Annotated in this window: 14 protein-coding genes and 1 riboswitch; of the genes, 5 read left to right on the top strand and 9 right to left on the bottom strand. The window is 52.0% G+C overall.

What is annotated here, in order from left to right:
• Window positions 1-2: 2 nt before the first annotated feature.
• The 7 genes from L6J37_RS06625 to csrD all read right to left on the bottom strand — a co-directional run bounded on the left by L6J37_RS06625 (window position 3) and on the right by csrD (window position 8,256).
• Entirely contained in the window at window positions 3-1,208 is a 1,206-nt protein-coding gene (locus L6J37_RS06625) for a tetratricopeptide repeat protein (protein WP_218384372.1), read from the bottom strand.
• Window positions 1,209-1,210: 2 nt separating this feature from the next.
• Window positions 1,211-2,053, bottom strand: coding sequence for an ExeA family protein (locus L6J37_RS06620; protein ID WP_237794603.1), 843 nt, complete (start codon window positions 2,051-2,053; stop codon window positions 1,211-1,213).
• A gap of 3 nt (window positions 2,054-2,056) precedes the next feature.
• Entirely contained in the window at window positions 2,057-3,727 is a 1,671-nt protein-coding gene (gene mshL / locus L6J37_RS06615; protein WP_192015872.1) for a pilus (MSHA type) biogenesis protein MshL, read from the bottom strand.
• Between the two features lie 17 nt (window positions 3,728-3,744).
• Window positions 3,745-4,068 carry an MSHA biogenesis protein MshK gene (locus L6J37_RS06610; protein ID WP_218384375.1) on the bottom strand — a complete coding sequence of 108 codons (324 nt, stop codon included), beginning with the start codon at window positions 4,066-4,068 and terminating at the stop codon, window positions 3,745-3,747.
• Window positions 4,061-4,696, bottom strand: coding sequence for a type II secretion system protein GspM (gspM, locus tag L6J37_RS06605; protein WP_237794601.1), 636 nt, complete (start codon window positions 4,694-4,696; stop codon window positions 4,061-4,063). Before gspM ends, L6J37_RS06610 begins: the two co-directional genes overlap by 8 nt.
• On the bottom strand, window positions 4,693-6,141 hold the full coding sequence (locus L6J37_RS06600; RefSeq protein ID WP_237794599.1) for a PilN domain-containing protein: 1,449 nt from the start codon (window positions 6,139-6,141) through the stop codon (window positions 4,693-4,695). The genes gspM and L6J37_RS06600 overlap by 4 nt, the downstream gene beginning before the upstream one ends.
• A gap of 171 nt (window positions 6,142-6,312) precedes the next feature.
• Entirely contained in the window at window positions 6,313-8,256 is a 1,944-nt protein-coding gene (gene csrD / locus L6J37_RS06595) for an RNase E specificity factor CsrD (protein ID WP_237794597.1), read from the bottom strand.
• A gap of 199 nt (window positions 8,257-8,455) precedes the next feature.
• Between csrD and L6J37_RS06590 the strand changes: the two genes are divergently transcribed.
• The gene (locus L6J37_RS06590) at window positions 8,456-9,370 is read left to right on the top strand and encodes a LysR family transcriptional regulator (RefSeq protein WP_192015877.1); all 915 of its coding nucleotides are present in this window, start codon (window positions 8,456-8,458) and stop codon (window positions 9,368-9,370) included.
• An 81-nt stretch (window positions 9,371-9,451) separates the two neighbouring features.
• On the opposite strand, the gene L6J37_RS06585 is transcribed toward L6J37_RS06590, so the two are convergent.
• Window positions 9,452-9,991, bottom strand: a complete 540-nt coding sequence (locus L6J37_RS06585) for a single-stranded DNA-binding protein (protein WP_218384381.1) — start codon at window positions 9,989-9,991, stop codon at window positions 9,452-9,454.
• A 252-nt stretch (window positions 9,992-10,243) separates the two neighbouring features.
• On the opposite strand from L6J37_RS06585, the gene uvrA reads away from it, so the two are divergent.
• Together uvrA and L6J37_RS06575 are read left to right on the top strand one after the other, a co-directional pair.
• A complete protein-coding gene (uvrA, locus tag L6J37_RS06580) occupies window positions 10,244-13,093 on the top strand; it encodes an excinuclease ABC subunit UvrA (protein ID WP_218384382.1) in 2,850 nt (949 codons plus the stop codon).
• Window positions 13,094-13,163: 70 nt separating this feature from the next.
• Complete coding sequence (locus tag L6J37_RS06575) at window positions 13,164-14,951, top strand: PglL family O-oligosaccharyltransferase (protein ID WP_237794596.1); 1,788 nt, start codon at window positions 13,164-13,166, stop codon at window positions 14,949-14,951.
• A gap of 71 nt (window positions 14,952-15,022) precedes the next feature.
• Here L6J37_RS06575 and L6J37_RS06570 read toward each other — a convergent pair whose 3' ends face one another.
• Window positions 15,023-16,141, bottom strand: coding sequence for a pyridoxal-phosphate-dependent aminotransferase family protein (locus L6J37_RS06570; protein WP_192015881.1), 1,119 nt, complete (start codon window positions 16,139-16,141; stop codon window positions 15,023-15,025).
• A gap of 256 nt (window positions 16,142-16,397) precedes the next feature.
• Window positions 16,398-16,579, top strand: a riboswitch (Lysine riboswitch).
• A 103-nt stretch (window positions 16,580-16,682) separates the two neighbouring features.
• On the opposite strand from L6J37_RS06570, the gene lysC reads away from it, so the two are divergent.
• Window positions 16,683-18,062 (top strand): lysine-sensitive aspartokinase 3, encoded by a 1,380-nt coding sequence (lysC, locus tag L6J37_RS06565; protein ID WP_225445171.1) that lies wholly within the window; start codon window positions 16,683-16,685, stop codon window positions 18,060-18,062.
• Between the two features lie 298 nt (window positions 18,063-18,360).
• Window positions 18,361-19,614, top strand: coding sequence for a hypothetical protein (locus L6J37_RS06560; RefSeq protein WP_237794595.1), 1,254 nt, complete (start codon window positions 18,361-18,363; stop codon window positions 19,612-19,614).
• Window positions 19,615-19,622 lie beyond the last annotated feature (8 nt).

Raw genomic sequence — 19,622 nt, 5'->3', positions numbered from 1 at the left:
GTTCAGCCCTCCTGTGTCTTTAATGCGGCAAGACGCTGGCGAATAAACTGTTGTGACTGACCGGAAACCTGTCCCAGTTTCAGCGCCTGCGTGTAGGCCGCGACCGCCTTGGCGTTATCCTGACTGCGGTCAAGGGCAATCCCCAGCCCCAGCCACCAGCGGCCGTCGAAAGGTTCGGTATCCACCAGTTGCTGATAGCTGCTCAGTGCCAGTGGCTGATTATTAAGTTGCTGGGCCAGCGCACCGCGCAAGGCCAGGAACTCACTGGCAGGCTGCGACGGCAGTTCGCTGAGCACATCCAGCGCCACTTCCGGTTGTGACTCCTGGGTCAGCAGCTTGGCCATCGTCAGACGCAAGTCCTGCTGGTTGGGCTGTTTGGCCAGTCCCCGTTGCAGTGTCAGCATCGCACGTCTGACATCTCCGCGACCGTAGTACAGCGCTGACAAACGCTGGCGGGCATCAATCCAGGCGGGCTGATATTCCAATGCCGATTTCAGGTAATTCGTGGCCTTGAGTGTGTCCCCTTCCGCTAAGGCTTTCATGGCCTTATCGTAATCAGTCTGAGCAAGCTGCTCTGGCGACAGGGCAATACTTTCGATAGACAAGCCGGATTCCCCCTCTTGCAATGGTTCAGTCATTGCCGTGGCCGTGCCGGTTGTTTTGCTCTCAGTGTCGCCAGTGATCGCCATAACCGCCGCCGGGGCCGTTTGCGCAGCACGCACAGGGGCGACAGCGCGAGGTACAACCGGTACGGCAGCCGGTTTAACCGCCGGGGCGAGTTCAGGCTGGCTGGCGACCGGCGCAACGGGCACTTTTTTCACAACGGGCAGCACAGTGGCTTTGGCTGGGCTGACCGTTGTGGGTTGGCTGTCAGGCTGCTGGGTAACAGGTGCTGTCTCGCCAGCAGGCCTGGCCTTGGTGTGCAGAAAATTCCCGACCGGATCCGGTCCCTGTTTCAAAACCGCGGAAGGAGATAACTGTTCTGCTTTTACCCGCGTAATCTCAGCCGCTGAACGGCTCTCCTCGCGACTGTGCCCGAACCACCAGCCTGTGGCGCCAGCTGTCCCTGTGATCAGCAATCCGGCGAGCAGCCAGCGTGGCCACAACGCCTTAGGCAAAGGTTTGACCCGGACAGGCTTCAGCTCTGGCGCCTCTTGCGGTGCCTGGTTCTGGCTCAAACTATTGAGCATTTTATTGACTTCACTCATGCTCAGCTCCATCCCCACAACACAGGGTACTGCCAGCGCGGCTGGCGCGCGGTTTGCGTATCTGTGATCGCTGCCTGCACCGCTTTACGGCTGACAATGTCATGACCCGCGCTGCAGGCAACGATCAAGGCTTTATGGCACAACTGGTTCACCAGTCTGGGGATGCCGCCACTGGCGTGCCAGATCTCTTTCTGCCGCGCCAACGGCATTAACCCTGGCTCTCCGCCCGCTTTACTCAGGCGATGCTCGATATAGGACGCAGTCTCTGCCATATCCAACGGCCGCAACACGGCACGAAAGGTAATGCGCTGACGGAACTGGCGCAGCTGCGGGGAAGCCAGTCGCTCATCCAGCTCAGGCTGGCCAAGCAGCACAATATGCAAGAGTTTTTCCTGTTCAGTTTCCAGGTTGCCCAGCAGCCGCAAGGCTTCCAGCGCCTCATCAGGCAGCGCCTGGGCTTCATCTAACAACACCACGACTGTGCGTCCGCCGCGCTTGCGTTCGATCAATGACTGGTGCAGTAATTCAGTCAGTGTCAGGCCGTCACTGTCCGGCTGCAATCCCAGTTCCTTAGCCAGCGCCACCCGTAGTTCCCGCCCGCTCATGGCCGGCGTCGGCAGATAAGCCAGGTCATACCGGGCAGGCAACTGTCGGACCAGCATCCGGCAAACCAGAGTTTTACCTGTCCCGACTTCCCCCGAAATCTGGATAAATCCTTCCCCCATCGCCAGCGCAGACAGGGTCATTTTGATCGCTTCCAAATGTGACGGCAGTGCATGAAACAGCCCGGTATCCGGCGTTAACCGGAAAGGGAGCTGCTCAAATCCGAAGTGTGACAGATACATGGGTTATCCTTGGTCCGGGAACCATTTCTCAACCAACGCGCGTGAGCGTTCAATTTCCTGCTGCCAGGTCTGATCGCCCACCACTGTGGGTTTAAGCAAAATCACCAGCTCAGTTTTGGTCTGGACTTTATTGATGTTGCGGAACAAGTAGCCAAGGCCGGGAATATCGCCAAGCAGAGGGACTTTTGTCTGCTGATCTTTCAGCGACGATTTCATCAGACCGCCAATCACCACCACATCACCGCTGCTGGCATGAATCACAGAATCAGACTCACGCACTGAGCTTCGTGCCAGCGGCAGGCTGTATGTGCCAAAGGTGTCACCCAGGGCAATTTCCTTCACTTCCTCCGTGACTTCAACCACAGTGGGGTGAACATGGAGCAGGACGCCGCCGTCATCATCAATCTGGGGTGTCACATCAAGAGAGATGCCCGAGAAGAAAGGTGTCAGCACCACTTCCGGCGAGGCCACGCCGCCATCTGTCACTGCTTCCCCGCCATCCACCTCGGTAACGAAATACTGATCGCCGCCGACTTTGATGACGGCTTTCTGGTTATTGGCAGCAGTCACGCGCGGGCTGGACAGCACATTCAGATCGCCCTGCGTCTGCAGAAAACTCAGTACTGCCGAGAAGTTACCATCTGAAATGGTGATATTGGTTTGTCCGCCCAGCAAATTGGCAATCTCGCTGCCACCGGGCAAATTATCTGGCCCGGTACGGCCGAAAATAATGCCGGTACCACCTATGGTTTTGGTAATGTTGCTCCAGTTAATGCCCTGCTGGTAACTGTCGTTGAGGGTCACTTCCATGATCTTGGCCTCCAGCACCACCTGACGCTGAAGACGCTTTTTCGATACGCCGAGAAATTCACGCACTTCGCGCAATTCATTCGGAAATGCTTTCACTGTCAACAGGCTGGCCTGCGGCGACACCACAATACTGCGCCCTTGCCCCGTACCAATCATGGCCTGAACCGCCTTTTGCAGCTGGCCCCAGAAATCACTGTCGGAACGCGTTTCAATCCGGGTGCCGCCCGTGGAGTACGATGAGCGGTCACCGTTATTGCTGTCGCGACGGCGGTTGTCATCATAGTCGTCATTACTGGTATTGCGGCGGTTATCCGACTGATTGTCGATACTGTTATCCGGGCTGCTAATTGAGCCTGTGGTCAAGGATGTCAGAGAGAGGCCACGCCGCTGCAGTTGCAGGTAGTCCACCGGAATCACTTCCGTGCGCAATGTGGCAGGGAACACCTGAATAATGTTGCCCTTGCGCTGGATATCATAACCGTAAATATCCGACGCAACGTTCAGTACTTCATCTAAAGTCACATCCTGCAGGCTCAGCGTAACCCGGCCGCTGACCTCAGGGTGGATCACCATATTAAATGCCGTGCCCCGAACCAGGCTGGAGAAAAAGGCGCGGGCGTCCACAGCCCGGGCATTGACACGAAAGCGCCGCTCGTACGCACGGCTGCTGCCATAGCCGGAACGGCTCAGGCTGGGCATCAGATCAGCGCTGACTGCCGATGGCAAGTCCGTCAGAGGCCGGCTCTGAGCCTCATTTTTAGCCTGATTTAAGGCTTCCTGCACCTCAACCGGTTTATTGTGCCCCATATTTGTAGAGCAGGCCGCCAGCAAGGTTGTTGCCATCACAATTAACAATAAGCGCATGTCAGAATTCACTTTTATTATTCATTGATTGTTATTTCTTCGCTATACAAAGCCAGACGCCATTGCCGGCTACCGCGCTGGAGAATAACAGTCTCTCCGTCGACGGCTTTCAGGGTATAACCACTTATCGCCTCACCCGGCAAAACCACCTGGCTATTTAAAATAACGCTGCACTGGTCCTGTTCCGGACAAACGATGCCTTCCAGTGAAGGTAAGCGCTGTGTCGCTGTTTTCTTTACCGATGGCGCCTGCCACCCCAGCGGGGCGGTCGGATCGCTTTCAGCCAGGGTTGCTGTGCTGAACAAGGCAAGTAACAGCAGAGAAATACATTGTCTAACCACCGATAAAGTCCTTACTTTCGCCCAGCGTGTATACATCCAGCTGTATATCGGAGAGCGGGTATTTATCTACCTGGTAATCCAGGCTTCGCCAATAATATTTCACCGGCAGCGCTTCCAGCTGCTGCAAATAATTCACCAAATCAAAGTAACGGCCACGCAGAGTCAGCCGGACAGGGTGAATGTAATAGCCGGCATCCTCACCGTTTATCAGCTGAGCTGGCGGCAGAGATTCCAGCGACACCAGCGTCAGACGCTGGGAGCGCTGCAGCACCTGGTCCAGCAAAGCCGCCATCTGGACCGGGGTTACCAGACTGGCAACACGTTCTTTGAGCTCTGTGTCCAGCCGGGCGTTACTGTCTTGCAACTGGCGGATTTGTTCATCCAGCACCTTATCGGGATCACTGTTCAGCTGCCGCTGAATCCGAATCAGATCACCGTCGTTTTTGATAATGCTGGCCTGTACCGATTGCTGTTGCCTTACCACCGATGTCAGGGATTGCTGGATGGGTTCCAGTAAAAACTGATAACCGGCCAGAATCAGCATCAACCAGCCCGTTACCGCCACCAGCCACTGCTCGCGCCGGTTAAGCTGCTCAAACCGGGTAACAAGAGATGCCCAGGCGCTCATTGTTTTGCCTCTGTTTTGCGTTGCGCATGCAACATAAAGGTCACTCTGTTTTCTTCATTTCTGCCTAGAGACATGACTTCAAAGCGGCGATCGGCCAACTGGGGAAATTGCGCAAAACTCTGCAGCCAGCCGGGTACTGCATTGGGGTGCCTGGCCACGCCTTCCAGATCCAGTTGCTGGCCCTGTACGTGAATGCGGCTCACTGAGATATCCTGGCTGGCAGCCTGCGCCAGCTGCTGCAACATAGTGGCATAGCCAGCTTGCAGGCTGTTATCGTGCATGGCAATTGCCCTGAGCGTGGCTTGTTTGGCCGCGAGATGCTGTTCCAGCTCGCCGCTCAGTTTGACTTTTAATTCACTCGGCAGATGACGGGCCAGCGCGGCTTTGGCGTTATCCAGTTCAGTCTGTTTTTGCGTCAGCTGGGTTTGCTGCTGTGCCAGTAATTGTGTGGCCCTGTGCTCCTGCCAGCTTTGCCATCCCGCCAGCGATCCGATCACCACTGCACCCGCCGCCCAGCCAGCCACTAAGTTAGGCAAGGTGAGCCAGTTAGATTGTGGTTTCAGACTGTCGCTGTACAGATTGAGCAACGGCTGCTGCAGCTGAACGGCCCAGGCGACACGGGCATCAAAATCAATCAGCTCGGCGGGTGCCCCACTGACTGTCGCGACCGGCACATTGAGCCGCTGCCGCAATGCGTCAGCCAACTGCTCATTATCATCGCTGTCACAGCTGACCAGCACCTGGGCAATAGGTGCATCACGCAGCTGGGCACTCAGGAAGTCAAGGGAGCGCTGCAGTTCAAGCGCCAGCCCGTCTATCTGCAGATTAGCCTGCTCCAGACCCATCAGAGGCTGAGAAAAACCGCGCAGCTGGCGCTGAAAACACATCACCTGCTGTTTGAAAGCGGTCAGGTGCAGACCGGAATGCTGACGGGAATGAAGGAACAGCTGGCTCTGTTTTTCAGCCGTCATCTGACCCAGCACCACTTCATCCACAGTAATCAGTTCAGGCTCACAGCCATTCGCCAGGCACGCCAGCACCAGTTGCTGAACCAGGGAACGCTGCGCCACCAGCACTTGCAGTCTGTCTTTTATTGGCTCTTCAAACCCATCCGCCACCAGGTTAGCGGGAGGTTCAGTCACCAGATCTTTGACCAGAAACGGTAAGGCACTGGCCAGTTCATGGCGGGGTAAGGCAGGTTTATCAATGATCAGGCTTTGATATAAGCCATGGCCAAGTACGAAGCGAATTCTGCAGCCGTTTAAATGGTGTGTATTGATCAATTGCGTGATGGAAGACGTCCAGCTTTCACGTGAAGCCACTTCCACACTGTCACTGATCCAGTCATTCCCGTCTTCTGTAAGACAGACGAGTGTCAGTTTCCCTTCGAACACAGCAAAACTGGCCACTTTACTGACAGTTTTCCGACTTAGGAGCTTTTTCATCAGCATGGTAATAACCCGTTTTACTTTTCGTTCGTTTTTAACCCGCGGCTACATTCTTTAAAAACATGCTATTGACTATTATTGTCAATAATTTGACCCATGATACTGACAGGAATTTATGGTGTATAGAGAAAATCCTGTAAAAAATGTAAGGTTTCCACTTAGATAACATTATCTGCGATTTTTGGTACTAATTTGACTCACACTCATCTCCGGGGCAAAAAAGCGCCCCTGCCCGCCATTAATACCCAATTGCTGCAGCACCTGCCACTCCCTGTCATTTTCGACGCCAACAGCAATCACCTCGACACCGGAATTGGCACAGGCGCCCAGCATACTCCGGACAAATAACTGATTTTCCTGCCGCTGATCTATTTCACGAATCAGGCTTCTGTGCAGCTTGATATACTGGACGTTGACATCCTTGATATAGTGGGTGCTGACTATGGTTCTCCCGGCCTGATCCACACCCAGCCGGCAGCCGAGGCCCGTTACCATTTTGAGAAAGGTACGCACAGCATCAATATGGCGTGACAGGTTCCGCTCCGGGACTTCAATACTCAGCCGTTTCAGTACCGGCCTGGGTGTTTGCAGCAGTTCATCCCGGAACCAGCGGATAAATCCTTTATCCAGCAGAGATTCGACACTGACGTTAATCGCAAAATTATCCAGCGTCGGGCCATTTTTGAGCAGATCCAGCGCCTGACTGATGACCTGTTTATCCATACGCACATTGAATCCCACCAGCTCAACCGCAGGCAGAAAACGGGAAGCTTTGATCATCACACCGTTTTCGTCATTGATCCTCGCCAATAATTCACGGTGCAGCGGTATTTTCTCCCCAGAGAGATAGGCGGGCTGCTGATACAGAGCCGGGCCGCCCTGACTCAAGACAGCATCCAGCAGCGTCCGCCAGCGCACACTGCCCCGGGTATCCTCTCCCAGTACATCTTTCTGGAAGGCATACCAGCTGTTCGTGCCCTGTAATTGCGCACTGCGCAGCGCCATGTCAGCCTCATCCATAATGCGGCCACGCCGCTCGCCGCTGGCAAAATAGGTCATACCAATATGGCACCAGTTCTCGCGCTGCAATGGCACGGAAGGTGTCAGCCGCTCCAGCCCTTTCAGCAGCTGATTCACAAACTGATTGACCTCCTTGCTGGGCTGTTGCAGCAGCATGATGGCAAATTCGGCGTCAAAATAGCGAGACAGCACGCTGTCCGGATAGCGCTGGACCATATTCGACAGCACCATGCCGACATCCTGAATCAATTCATCGGCCACAATCTTGCCCTTTGCCAGCAGCAATTCTTCCCAGTCAGCGATACGAATCAAAATAACAGCACCATGGTTATCCTGATCCTGAACCACAGATTGCAGACGGCTGTCGAACAATACCCGATTGGCCGAGCCCGTCAGTTGATCCAGGAAGGTGTGGGTACGAATGAAGGTATCAAAGCGGCTGCGCTCCTGTCTGGCATCTTTCAGCTCAGAGATTAGCTTGTCCAATGCCAGACTTGCCGTTTCCGGCCATTCCAGATCGGCGCCTTTGGCAAAAGCATCCAGCTTACCGGCCAGCAGCATTCTCCCCCGCTCTTCGAGAAGCTCTGAGCCCTGCAACTGCCGCTTAAGCCAGTTTACGCCCCATATCAGGCCGGCAATAATGATCATGATCGCCAGGCTGATAGAAGACATCGCCCCCAGCGAATAGGTTAATTCGGTATAAGGCGGCACTGACTGGATACTGACAGAGTAACCGGGGTTCAGGGTCAGCGGATATTCAGTATGATAAAGAATATTGGGATCATCGATTTTCTGTAATCCCTGAAATTGGTAGACAGAGCCGGTATCGTTGCTGACGTCCAGCGCCACCACGTTACTGGCTTTGAGTAACTTCGGCAGCCAGCGGGCCAGAGACTGTGAACCCTGAGGATCGGCCATTTCCTGGTCGATCGCTTCTACCACGCCGCCCAGATAATGATGCAGATAATCCTGCCCGAGTTGACGAAAACTGACAGCACCGCCAATGAAAATGACAAACATGGCGCAAATGACAATTAGGGTCACGAAAGCAACCAGTCTATTGGTCAGCTTCATCCCTGAGGCTTTTCTCATGCAAGGTCCAACTTTATCTGAAAAACAATTCCAAACCGCCTGGCTCTGTGGTCAACTCTGATACAGACAACAATACAAACCAAAACGCCTGTTTATACTGGAAAATACCATCGGCTCTCAAACACTGCAGTGCTCAGACCGACACTTTCCTTACTTGGCTCACCGCCCAGGCAGCATGCACCCCACAAAGCGGAGAGATATGGACTGGATCACCTGCACCAAAAGTTTTGTCGCCGTGGTTGAGCAGGGCTCACTGGCTCAGGCCGCAAGCGCTCTCAACACCTCAAGTTCAGCCTTGTCCAAGCGGCTGTCATGGTTAGAAAAACAGCTTGGTGTTCAGCTTCTTAAACGCACGACACGTAACCTGACAGTCACAGACGCCGGCAAGGTGTTTTATCGGCGCAGTGTCCATTTACTTGATGACTGGCACCAGATACTGGCTGAAACCACCTCCACCTACGGCGAAGTTCAGGGTGTGCTGCGCATCGGCGCCCCGCTGGCGACAGGCAGCCGGGTACTGGTTCATTATCTGGCCGAGTTTTTACAGACCTATCCCAATATTCAGGTAGAGCTGCACACTGTGACTCCGGGCCAGTTGCCGGATCTCAACCTGGATGTTTTTATCAGCCGCGAACTGACTGATTTTAATTCCACCAGTTATATTGCCACCAAACTCTTTAGTTTTCAGGCTGGCTTCTATGCCTCACCCAGTTACCTGGAAGACAGGCCCGCCATCGAAACCCCGGAGCAACTGGCGCTGCATAACTGCCTGTTATTCGGCAGTCATGGCCATGAGCAAGAGCATGTCTTTGAAAGTAACCGTCGCCTGCGTTTGCGGGGCAATTTTACCACCCAGAACCCGGAAGCCCTGGTCGCCGCTGCGGTAGCTGGAATGGGGTTAATTCTGGTAGGTGAGAATACGGTAAAACGCGAGCTCAGCAATGGTTTGCTGATCCCTGTCTTACCTGATCTGAAACAGCCGTTAAATGCTGCCTACGCCTACTACCCTAAGCTCAACTACAACCATACCAAAACCAAGCTGTTTATTGATTTTATTAAACAAAAAGCCTCACCCGGACACACGCATCAGTCAGCCAATCCCCACTCTCTGTGATCAGCATCGTGCGGTGACTGGGTATCAGGCAATAAAAAAGCAGCGTTGAACGCTGCTTTTTTAACAACCGTCTGGAAAGGATCAGAACGGAATATCGTCGTCAAAATCCATTGGCGGCTCATTGTACTGAGGCTGCGGTTGCTTAGACGCAGGCTGCTGCTGAGGCGCATAGTTTTGCTGTTGCTGTTGCTGTTGAGCCGGTTGCTGAGGTTGTCCCCAACCGCCCTGCTGCTGCTGGCCGCCCATTGGCGCGCCCTGACCGCCACCCTGACGACCACCCAGCATTTGCATCACACCGTTGAAGCCTTGAACAACCACTTCGGTCGTGAAGCGGTCCTGACCGCTTTGATCCTGCCACTTACGGGTTTGCAACTGACCTTCAATGTAAACCTGAGACCCTTTACGCAAGTACTCACCAGCCACTTCAGCCAGCTTGCCGAACAACGCAACACGGTGCCATTCTGTTTTTTCACGCTGTTCACCGGTGGCTTTATCACGCCAGCTTTCAGAAGTCGCGATGGTGATATTTGCGACTGCACCGCCGTTCGGCATATAACGGATTTCAGGATCTTGTCCTAAGTTACCCACCAGGATCACTTTATTTACGCCACGACTGGCCATAGTTCACTCCAGGTTTTCGCTGTTGAGGCTGCCAATCCTGACACCCTTCGCTCATTCAAAGTTTATACTTAATCGCCGAGTTTAACATGGGCTGCCCTCCGAGTCATAGGGCTACGTCATGCTTCCCATGTCTTGATCGGACGCATAAAAGACGATCAAAGCACTGTGTTTTTGTACAGTCAAGTCTTTTAAGCCCCTCAGGGCTATGCAATAATGCCAATCCTATTTATTCAAGCGCTGATGACTGCAACTATGGATAAGATCGAAGTCAGGGGTGCGCGCACCCACAACCTTAAAAACATTAACCTGACTATCCCCCGGGATAAGCTGATTGTTATCACAGGTTTATCAGGTTCCGGTAAGTCTTCTCTGGCATTCGACACCCTGTATGCCGAAGGTCAGCGCCGTTACGTCGAATCACTGTCGGCCTACGCACGCCAGTTTCTGTCGCTGATGGAAAAACCGGACGTCGACCATATTGAAGGCCTGTCGCCTGCCATCTCGATTGAACAAAAATCGACCTCACACAACCCGCGTTCGACGGTCGGTACTATTACCGAAATCTATGACTACCTGCGCTTGCTGTATGCCCGTGTCGGCGAACCACGCTGCCCGACTCACGATGTGCCCCTCGCCGCGCAAACCGTCAGCCAGATGGTCGACAAAGTGCTGACACTGCCGGAAGGCAGCAAGCTGATGCTGCTGGCTCCTATCGTCAAGGAGCGTAAGGGCGAGCACCTGAAAACCTTAGCCAACCTGTCGGCGCAAGGCTATATCCGGGCCCGGATAGACGGTGAAGTCTGCGATCTGTCCGATCCGCCGACGCTGGAATTACACAAAAAGCACACCATAGAAGTGGTGGTGGATCGCTTTAAAGTGCGTAATGATCTTCAGCAGCGGCTGGCTGAATCGTTTGAAACCGCGCTGGATCTGTCAGGCGGCACAGTGGTCGTCAGCGCCATGGATGACGATAACATGGCCGAACTGATTTTCTCGGCCAACTTCGCCTGCCCGCATTGCGGCTACAGCATGCGTGAGCTGGAACCGCGCCTGTTTTCCTTCAATAACCCGGCCGGTGCCTGCGGCACATGCGACGGACTGGGGGTACAACAGTATTTCGATCCGTCCCGCGTGATTCAGAACAGTGAACTCAGCTTGTCCGGCGGTGCCATCCGGGGCTGGGACAAACGCAATTACTACTACTTTCAGATGCTGACTTCACTGGCTGAACATTACGATTTTGATGTTGAATCACCGTTCAGCAGTCTGCCGAAGAAAGTACAAAACGTATTGCTGCAGGGCTCAGGCACCACAAATATTGAGTTTAAATACATTAATGATCGCGGCGATGTGACAGTTCGCCGTCACCCGTTTGAAGGCATTCTGAATAACATGGAACGCCGCTACCGGGAAACCGAGTCCAATGCTGTACGCGAAGATCTGGTGAAGTATATCTCCACCAAGCCTTGTGCCAGCTGTCACGGTTCGCGTCTGCGTGAAGAAGCACGTCATGTCTTTATCGACAGTACCAACCTGCCGGCCATCAGTGAAATGAGCATCAGCCAGGCGCTGACCTTCTTTTCCGAGCTGACACTGGAAGGACAGCGTGCGCAGATTGCCGATAAAATCCTCAAAGAAATCAATGACAGGCTGACCTTCCTGGTCAATGTGGGCCTCAACTATCTCAACCTGTCCCGCAGTGCAGAAACATTGTCGGGCGGTGAAGCTCAGCGCATCCGCCTGGCCAGCCAGATTGGCGCTGGACTGGTCGGCGTTATGTATGTGCTCGATGAGCCTTCCATCGGCCTCCACCAGCGTGATAACGAACGCCTGCTGAGCACCCTGACCCGGCTGCGCGATCTGGGTAACACCGTACTGGTGGTCGAACACGACGAAGATGCGATCCGCAGTGCGGATTACATCATAGATATCGGCCCGGGCGCCGGTGTTCACGGCGGGCAGATCATCGCCGAAGGCACCATGGAAGATATTCTGAATTCGGAAGATTCCCTGACCGGCCAATACCTGAGCGGCAAAAAACAAATTGAAGTGCCTGTTGAACGTGTTCCTGTCGATCCGGCAAAAACGGTTCAGCTAACAGGCGCCACGGGCAATAACCTGAAAACAGTCGATGTGTCGATTCCGGTTGGTTTGCTGACCTGTGTGACCGGGGTATCCGGCTCAGGCAAGTCAACCCTGATCAACGATACTTTCTTCAAGATTGCTCACCATAGACTCAATGGGGCCACTACAGGCGAGCCGTCCCCTTATGACGATATTCAGGGGCTGGAGCACTTCGATAAAGTCATCGACATCGATCAGAGCCCGATAGGCCGAACGCCGCGTTCCAACCCGGCGACGTACACAGGCATTTTCACCCCCATCAGGGAGCTGTTCTCGGGCACTCAGGAGTCTCGCTCACGGGGCTATAAACCAGGCCGCTTCAGCTTCAACGTCAAAGGCGGCCGCTGTGAAGCCTGTCAGGGCGATGGGGTGATCAAAGTTGAAATGCACTTCCTGCCCGATGTTTACGTGCCCTGTGATAACTGTAAGGGTAAACGCTACAATCGTGAGACTCTGGAAGTGAAATACAAAGGCCAGTCAATTGATGAAGTGCTGGAAATGACAGTGGAAGATGCGCGGGTATTTTTTGATCCTGTACCAGCCATTGCCCGAAAACTGCAAACCCTGATGGATGTCGGACTATCCTATATCCGCCTGGGACAAGCAGCGACCACGCTGTCTGGCGGCGAAGCGCAGCGGGTGAAACTGGCACGCGAGCTGTCCAAACGCGATACAGGTAAAACCCTGTATATTCTCGATGAACCGACAACGGGCTTGCACTTCCATGATATCCAGCAGTTGCTGAGTGTACTGCACCGACTGCGTGATCACGGCAATACCATAGTGGTGATTGAGCATAACCTGGACGTCATTAAAACCGCAGATTGGATCATTGATCTGGGGCCGGAAGGCGGCAGCGGTGGCGGTGAGATCATTGCGACAGGCACACCGGAACAGGTTGCCGAAGTCGCCGGTTCGCATACGGCCCGCTTCCTAAAACCCCTGCTGCCCGCATTAACGGCAAAGCAGCAGGCATAATTACACTCATGCACTCTGTCAGGCTGAATTCAGCCTGACTTTTTGTCTATTTGCCGAGGGACCGGACACCGTGACCGTCATTCAATTAAGGGGCACCAGACTGGCCGCTGCCACCATCAGTAAACCACTGACGCGACCTTTTATTCTGGCGCTGACTTTTCTGTTTCTGCTGTCGATGCATTATTTTCAGCATAATCAGGGAGGAGCCGGACTGGAACTACCCTTTAATGTCAGTAGCTGGATTCCCTTCAGCTTTGCCATTGCTATTGGCCTGCTGGAGATCAGCCGACAGAAAGTATTGCGTTATTCACGCCTGACGCTGGTTCTCTTATGTTGCTGCGTCACGCTGTCTGTCCCCATGTTCTTCCCGGAAGCGCGACCAGAAGTCGCCGTCAACCGAATCATTACCCTCTGGGCTGGCTGGTTGTTTTTTGTGGCGCTGCAGCAGTTTGCTTTCAGCCAGACACAGCGCCAGCAAATACTCTGGCTGCTTTTAAAAGCGGTCTGGCTGCAAGCCGCGCTGGCCTGGTATCAGTTTCTGTGGATCTCGCCGGACAATGGCATCGGCTATAACACGGATCTCAACCGGCCCTACGGGATTTTTCAGCAACCCAACGTAATGGCCAGCTTCCTGGCCACCGGGCTCGTTCTTTCGGCTTACCTGCTGGCACGGCAGCCGATGGTTCAGGGCCGCTGGACGCTCTCCCACCTCGGTCTTCAGTTAACGCCTGTCGCTGTGATCCCCATGCTGTTCGTGCTCAGCTCACGAACCGGCTGGATTGCCAGTGTGGCGGGGGTTTTGCTTATCCTGCCCTACCTGATACAGTTTGCCGCCCGGGTACAATGGCGAGTATGGCTGATGATGCTGGTCATGGGATTAAGCGTGACCTGGAACCTGACCAGCAGCCTGAACTGGAATCCGCAGCCGGGCAGAGTGTCGCTGGAAAGTGCCCGCTCAGTGATCTACCCGCAAGCGCTGGACATGTTCCTGCACTCACCGGCCACGGGCGTCGGCTATGGTAATTTTGAACCCGCTTATCTGATGCAGACAGCGCAAGCGCATCAGGCCGATCCTGAAACGCCCCATGGGTTACCCGGGCTGGATCATCCCCATAACGAGTTACTTTTCTGGGCCAGTGAAGGGGGTATTTTACCTGTACTGGCACTGCTGATTGCGGCAGCGGCGGTGCTGGCTAAAATTCGCCGCGCACCGGCCAACACTCAGCTGGCTCTGGTCGCGCTCCTGTTTCCAATAACACTGCATACCCAGCTTGAATACCCCTTTTACCACTCCCTGATCCACTGGATTATTTTTGTGTTTCTGATCTATTGGGTTGATGCCCTGAGTGCGAAATACTTCAAACAAACACTGCGATTTTATAAGCCCTTCAGAATCAGCGCCATGCTTTTGCCTGTTGTCGTCAGCCTCTTTATGGCCACCACCTTATATTCAGGCGCCATGCTGACCCGCTTTGAATCATCCACGCCACCCGATTTAACCGCCCTGGATAAGGTCAATAACACCTGGGCCTGGCGCAACCGGTTTGAATGGGATCTTTATCAGACCCAGTTGAAAATGGGCATTCAGCAGGATAATCCTGCGTTGCTGACAAGCTTTATCCATTGGGCTGACCATAAAGCCAAAGAGCTGCCAAGGCCCATTCTGTATCAGTTTCTGATCAAAGCTCATCAGGCATTGGCAAACACTTATCAAGCTGAACAGGTTCGCGAAGAGGCCCGGTATCTTTTCCCGGGTATGGATTTCAGCGATGAAGCGTTACCGCAGTTTTCCAAGCCAAAAACCGTAACCCCCTCGCCGCAGATAGCACAGGCTGAAGGGCAAGCAGACAAAGACTGAAAACAAGAACTGAAGACTTCCCCAAAAAAAAAGCGGCTGCCCGGGCAGCCGCATCTTTTCCTTGCTGATAATTATTTCAGCACCTCTTCCAGCGCCTTCAGGCACAGAGCGATATTCTCTTTACGTGCACCGTATCCCATCAGTCCAATGCGCCATGCTTTTCCGGCCAGAGCCCCCAGGCCGGCTCCGATTTCCAGGTTATACTCTTCCAGCAGAGTCTGACGCACTTTCGCATCATCGGCCCCGTCAGGGATAAAAACAGCATTGAGTTGCGGCAAGCGGCTTTTCTCATCCACCACAAAGCGGATCCCCATAGCTTCCAGGCCATCGCGCAGTAACTCGTGCATCTCGGCATGGCGCTGCCACGCATTTTCCAGCCCTTCATGTTGTAAACGAACCAGTGCTTCGTGCAGCGCATACAAGCTATTGACAGGGGCTGTATGGTGATAGCTGCGCTTACCTTCACCACTCCAGTAGGCCAGCACCAGGCTTTGATCCAGAAACCAGCTCTGAACCGGTGTCTTACGTTGCTGAATTTTCTCCACGGCCCGCGGCGAAAAGGTCAGCGGAGACAGGCCCGGTACACAGGACAAACACTTCTGACTGCCTGAGTACACGGCATCCAGTTGCCATTCATCAACCTTCAGCGGCACCCCGCCCAATGAGGTTACCGCATCAACAATGGTCAGGCAGTCATGGTCACGGGCTAAACGGGATAAGGTTTCAGCATCGCTCAGTGCACCGGTTGAGGTTTCCGCATGCACAAAAGCCAGTATTTTCGCATCCGGATGGGCTTTGAGTGCGGCTTCAACGGCTTGCGGATCAACCGGCTCTCCCCATTCATTATCCACCAGCACAGCTTCACCGCCGCAGCGCACAACATTTTCCCGCATCCGCTCGCCAAATACCCCGTTACGGCAGACGATCACCTTCTCGCCCGGCTCAACCAGATTGACAAAACAGGCTTCCATTCCTGCACTGCCCGGCGCAGATACCGCTATAGTAAATGGGTTGGTAGTCTGAAATGCATACTGAAGCAATTGCTTAAGCTCATCCATCATTCCAATGAACAGTGGGTCAAGATGACCGACAGTCGGGCGGCTGAGCGCCTGCAACACCTGCGGATAAATGTCCGACGGACCGGGTCCCATCAGTATGCGTTGAGGTGGGTAAAAACTGTGAATTGTCATAAGGCTTCTCCATCTGCACAGACACATAAGTTACTTATAATTCAGTGCATTAGTTATTGTTGGCAACAGTCGCTTTTACAGGGCATTCCTAGCGAGCATAACAGAACCACCCGTACCTGAAACCAGGCAGGCAAATTTATGCAAAGTCAGTAACAATCTTGACACAGAAAAATGCATTCAAGCATTGACAAAGCCCCCCCTCTCATATTCAATAAGGGCAATTTTTGTTCACCCTGAGAAAGCTCATTTTTCAGGTGAAAACGGAAGAGGCGCGTTATCCAGGTATCTATGCGGCGGGGCCCCACCCCAAAGCACCATAGAGAGGGGGAGCAACGCCGAGATACGGTGAGACAGGGGGCTTGCCGTATCGGCTTTGAAGGTTGAATCCTTCTGGCTGTCACCTGCATCATCCAGTGCAGGTGGAGAGCTTCTGGTAGCAGCAGTCTTAGTACGTCTCGCCTAATGGCTCTTCTGACACTCAAGTCGGAAAGATTCCCCAAATTTTGCCCCATGTTTACGCTTTGTTAAGTGGGAGATCACATTGAGCCCTGTAATTTCTTCTTCAGCGTTGAACGCTGAAATCACAGTCGCAAAATTTGGCGGCACTAGTGTGGCTGATTTCGTTGCAATGAGCCGTAGTGCTAAGATAGTTATCAATAATCCGACAACCAAACTGGTGTTGATCAGTGCGTGTTCCGGTGTGACTAATATTTTAGTCGAACTGGCCAACGGCGTGGCCGATGCCGGGCACCGACATAACCTGATGGAGCGCCTTCGCGCCATTCACCACAGCGTGCTGGCGGATTTACAGCAGCCTGAACAGGTTGCGGGTAACATTGATGAACTGCTCGATCAGGTCGCCGAACTTGCCATAAAAGCCGCAGAACATAAATCGGCTGAGCTGACAGATCAACTGGTTGCCAACGGTGAATTGCTGTCTACCCATCTGTTTACGCAAATCATGTGTGAGATGGGTGCTGACGCATTGCGCTACGATATCCGGGAAGTGCTGCGTACTGACAGCCGCTTTGGTAAAGCCAGCCCTGAACAGGAAATGATTCGTCAACTGACAGAGGAAAAGCTATTACCTCTGCTGCAGGATAAGATTATCGTTTCTCAGGGTTTCATCGGTAGTGATGAGCAAGGTCGCACCACAACACTTGGCCGCGGTGGCAGTGATTACAGTGCCGCCCTTATGGCTGAGGCGGTGAGTGCCGGCACATTGGAAATCTGGACTGACGTCCCAGGCATGTACACCACAGATCCGCGTATTGCGCCCAAAGCCACGCCAATCAAAGAAATCAGCTTCAGCGAAGCCTCTGAGATGGCCAATTTTGGCGCCAAGATCTTGCATCCATCGACATTGATCCCGGCCGTTCGCCGTCAGATCCCTGTGTTTGTTGGATCGTCCAGGGCACCAGAGCAAGGCGGCACCTGGATCCGTAAATCCGTTACTGAAGCACCGCTGTTCCGTGCGCTGGCACTGCGCTCGAACCAGACCCTGATCACCCTGACCAGCCTGAACATGTTTCATGCTTATGGTTTCCTGGCCGAAGTCTTCCGGATTCTGGCTGAGCATAAGGTCTCTGTTGATCTGATTTCTACCTCTGAAGTCAGCGTGTCTTTGACCATGGATCAGACCGATACAGGCGGCGGCGCACCCACGCTGCCTCCGGGGGCGCATGCCGCGCTCAGTGAGCTGTGTCGCGTTGAGATTGAACAGGATCTGTGCCTGATTTCGCTGATTGGTAACCGCATGAGTCAGACTGCCGGTTCAGTGAGTACCGTGTTCGATTCGCTGGACGAGTACAAGCTGCGTATGATTTGCTACGGTGCCAGCCCGCACAACCTGTGCTTCCTGGTTAAAACCGAACATGCCATGCCTATTGCTCAGAATCTGCACCGTAAGATTTTTGAGTAATTTCACGTCCCGTTCCGGTAAAAAAGGCGCTCATTGAGGGCCTTTTTTTTCGCAATAAGGTATTGTATTTTAAGGTAATTAGCTTTAATGATGACCACATGTTGGCCACATCTTCATTTGTTAATTTCAATTTAATATCTTCCAATTCATTATCGTGAGACAGTTAAAAAGCAACCGCATACTACACAGGGCTATAACTGGCTTTCAGCATGGCAAAGAAATGATAGACTATGCTATATGTTTTGTTACGCTGCTAATTTGATTAACTTAAATAAACCATAATGCGTCGGGATGATTTATGGAAAATGTAAAGAATAGAGTAAGTAAAATTTTTCCGTATAAAAACATTGTTTTTTGGTTGTCTTTTTTCCTCTTTTTTATTTTGGTTTCGCTTTCAATATTAATAGCTAACAATTCAGAGAGTCTACCTCCTTTATTGGAGAAGTTTACTAAAACATACAACGCTCCTTTAAGTTTATTTAATATCCTTTTACCCTTATTTATCAGTAGTTATATATCAGTAAAAACATCTCAACCATCTAAATTAGAATTGGAAACATTCAAAAACAAAATAATAAGGGACGAGTTCAATGATAAAGAGCGGCACTTTATAAACACTTTTGGCAGCATATCAAAAAACTACAGTTTTTCATTTGTATTGCAGGATGATTTGCCTGTGATATTTACAACTATTTATGAAGGTGATCGACTAATTGAGAAGGGTAAGTTTTCTATAAAAAAAGACTTAACATCTCAGTTAAAGCATTACTTCGATTGTACGGAAAGAATTTTAGAAGGTTATATAGATGTATGTAATGAGGAGTTATCAAAAAACAATTCCAATATAAATGTAATTGAAAACTATACACTTCAGTTACTGAGTAACTTACATAATGAGTTGAAATTTTTGCATCATAACTTAGGTGTTAGATTTTTATCTCTGAATGATGCTTCAATAAGCATGTATCAAAGTGCATTCTTTGAAACGCTACACCTTATCGATTTTATTGGAGATGACTTTAAAGAATTAAGTGATGAGATAGTTAATAGGGAGTCATCAAGCACAGAAAACTCACAGAGTGATATTATAAGTTTGTTCGAGGCAGCAAATTCTATTGCAAAAAAACATATGGGCACTGTCGGTGAGGTAAATTACGACTCTTTTTACAGTAGCATACATGTTCGTCATTTCCTTAAGTATAGTCAAGGTGGTGCTTTATATGCTCTAGCACGTGAAATACTTGAAGGAATAATTGAAAATCTCAAATTAAAAACAGCTGAGTTACAATTTATAGAAGAAGATGATGAACTACCTAAAGTTTCATTTTTTCTTAAAGAAAGGAATGTAATCCTCAGTATTAGCTTCTCTAAGGTAGATGAAAGAAATATGGAAATAACAGCACAGTCAAGCACTGAAAAACTCTCATCCTTAGTTAGCTTTATTGATGATGAAAACAGAATGTTTAAATTTGGCGATGACGTAGGTGAGACATTCATATCAAAATGCAACAGTTTAATTAGATCACACCTAGGCGAATCAATGATTGATTAATAAATGCC

Source organism: Photobacterium sp. WH77 (assembly GCF_022014395.1).
Lineage (GTDB): Bacteria > Pseudomonadota > Gammaproteobacteria > Enterobacterales > Vibrionaceae > Photobacterium > Photobacterium arenosum.
The sequence above is the reverse complement of the archived record's forward strand: the minus strand, read 5'-3'. Positions and strand labels throughout refer to the sequence as shown.

Coding starts and splice junctions, on each gene's coding strand:
- L6J37_RS06625 (WP_218384372.1), bottom strand. CDS start 1,208: ATGAGTGAAGTCAATAAAATGCTCAATAGTTTGAGCCAGAACCAGGCA.
- L6J37_RS06620 (WP_237794603.1), bottom strand. CDS start 2,053: ATGTATCTGTCACACTTCGGATTTGAGCAGCTCCCTTTCCGGTTAACG.
- mshL (WP_192015872.1), bottom strand. CDS start 3,727: ATGCGCTTATTGTTAATTGTGATGGCAACAACCTTGCTGGCGGCCTGC.
- gspM (WP_237794601.1), bottom strand. CDS start 4,696: ATGAGCGCCTGGGCATCTCTTGTTACCCGGTTTGAGCAGCTTAACCGG.
- L6J37_RS06600 (WP_237794599.1), bottom strand. CDS start 6,141: ATGAAAAAGCTCCTAAGTCGGAAAACTGTCAGTAAAGTGGCCAGTTTT.
- csrD (WP_237794597.1), bottom strand. CDS start 8,256: ATGAGAAAAGCCTCAGGGATGAAGCTGACCAATAGACTGGTTGCTTTC.
- L6J37_RS06590 (WP_192015877.1), top strand. CDS start 8,456: ATGGACTGGATCACCTGCACCAAAAGTTTTGTCGCCGTGGTTGAGCAG.
- L6J37_RS06585 (WP_218384381.1), bottom strand. CDS start 9,991: ATGGCCAGTCGTGGCGTAAATAAAGTGATCCTGGTGGGTAACTTAGGA.
- uvrA (WP_218384382.1), top strand. CDS start 10,244: ATGGATAAGATCGAAGTCAGGGGTGCGCGCACCCACAACCTTAAAAAC.
- L6J37_RS06570 (WP_192015881.1), bottom strand. CDS start 16,141: ATGACAATTCACAGTTTTTACCCACCTCAACGCATACTGATGGGACCC.
- L6J37_RS06560 (WP_237794595.1), top strand. CDS start 18,361: ATGGAAAATGTAAAGAATAGAGTAAGTAAAATTTTTCCGTATAAAAAC.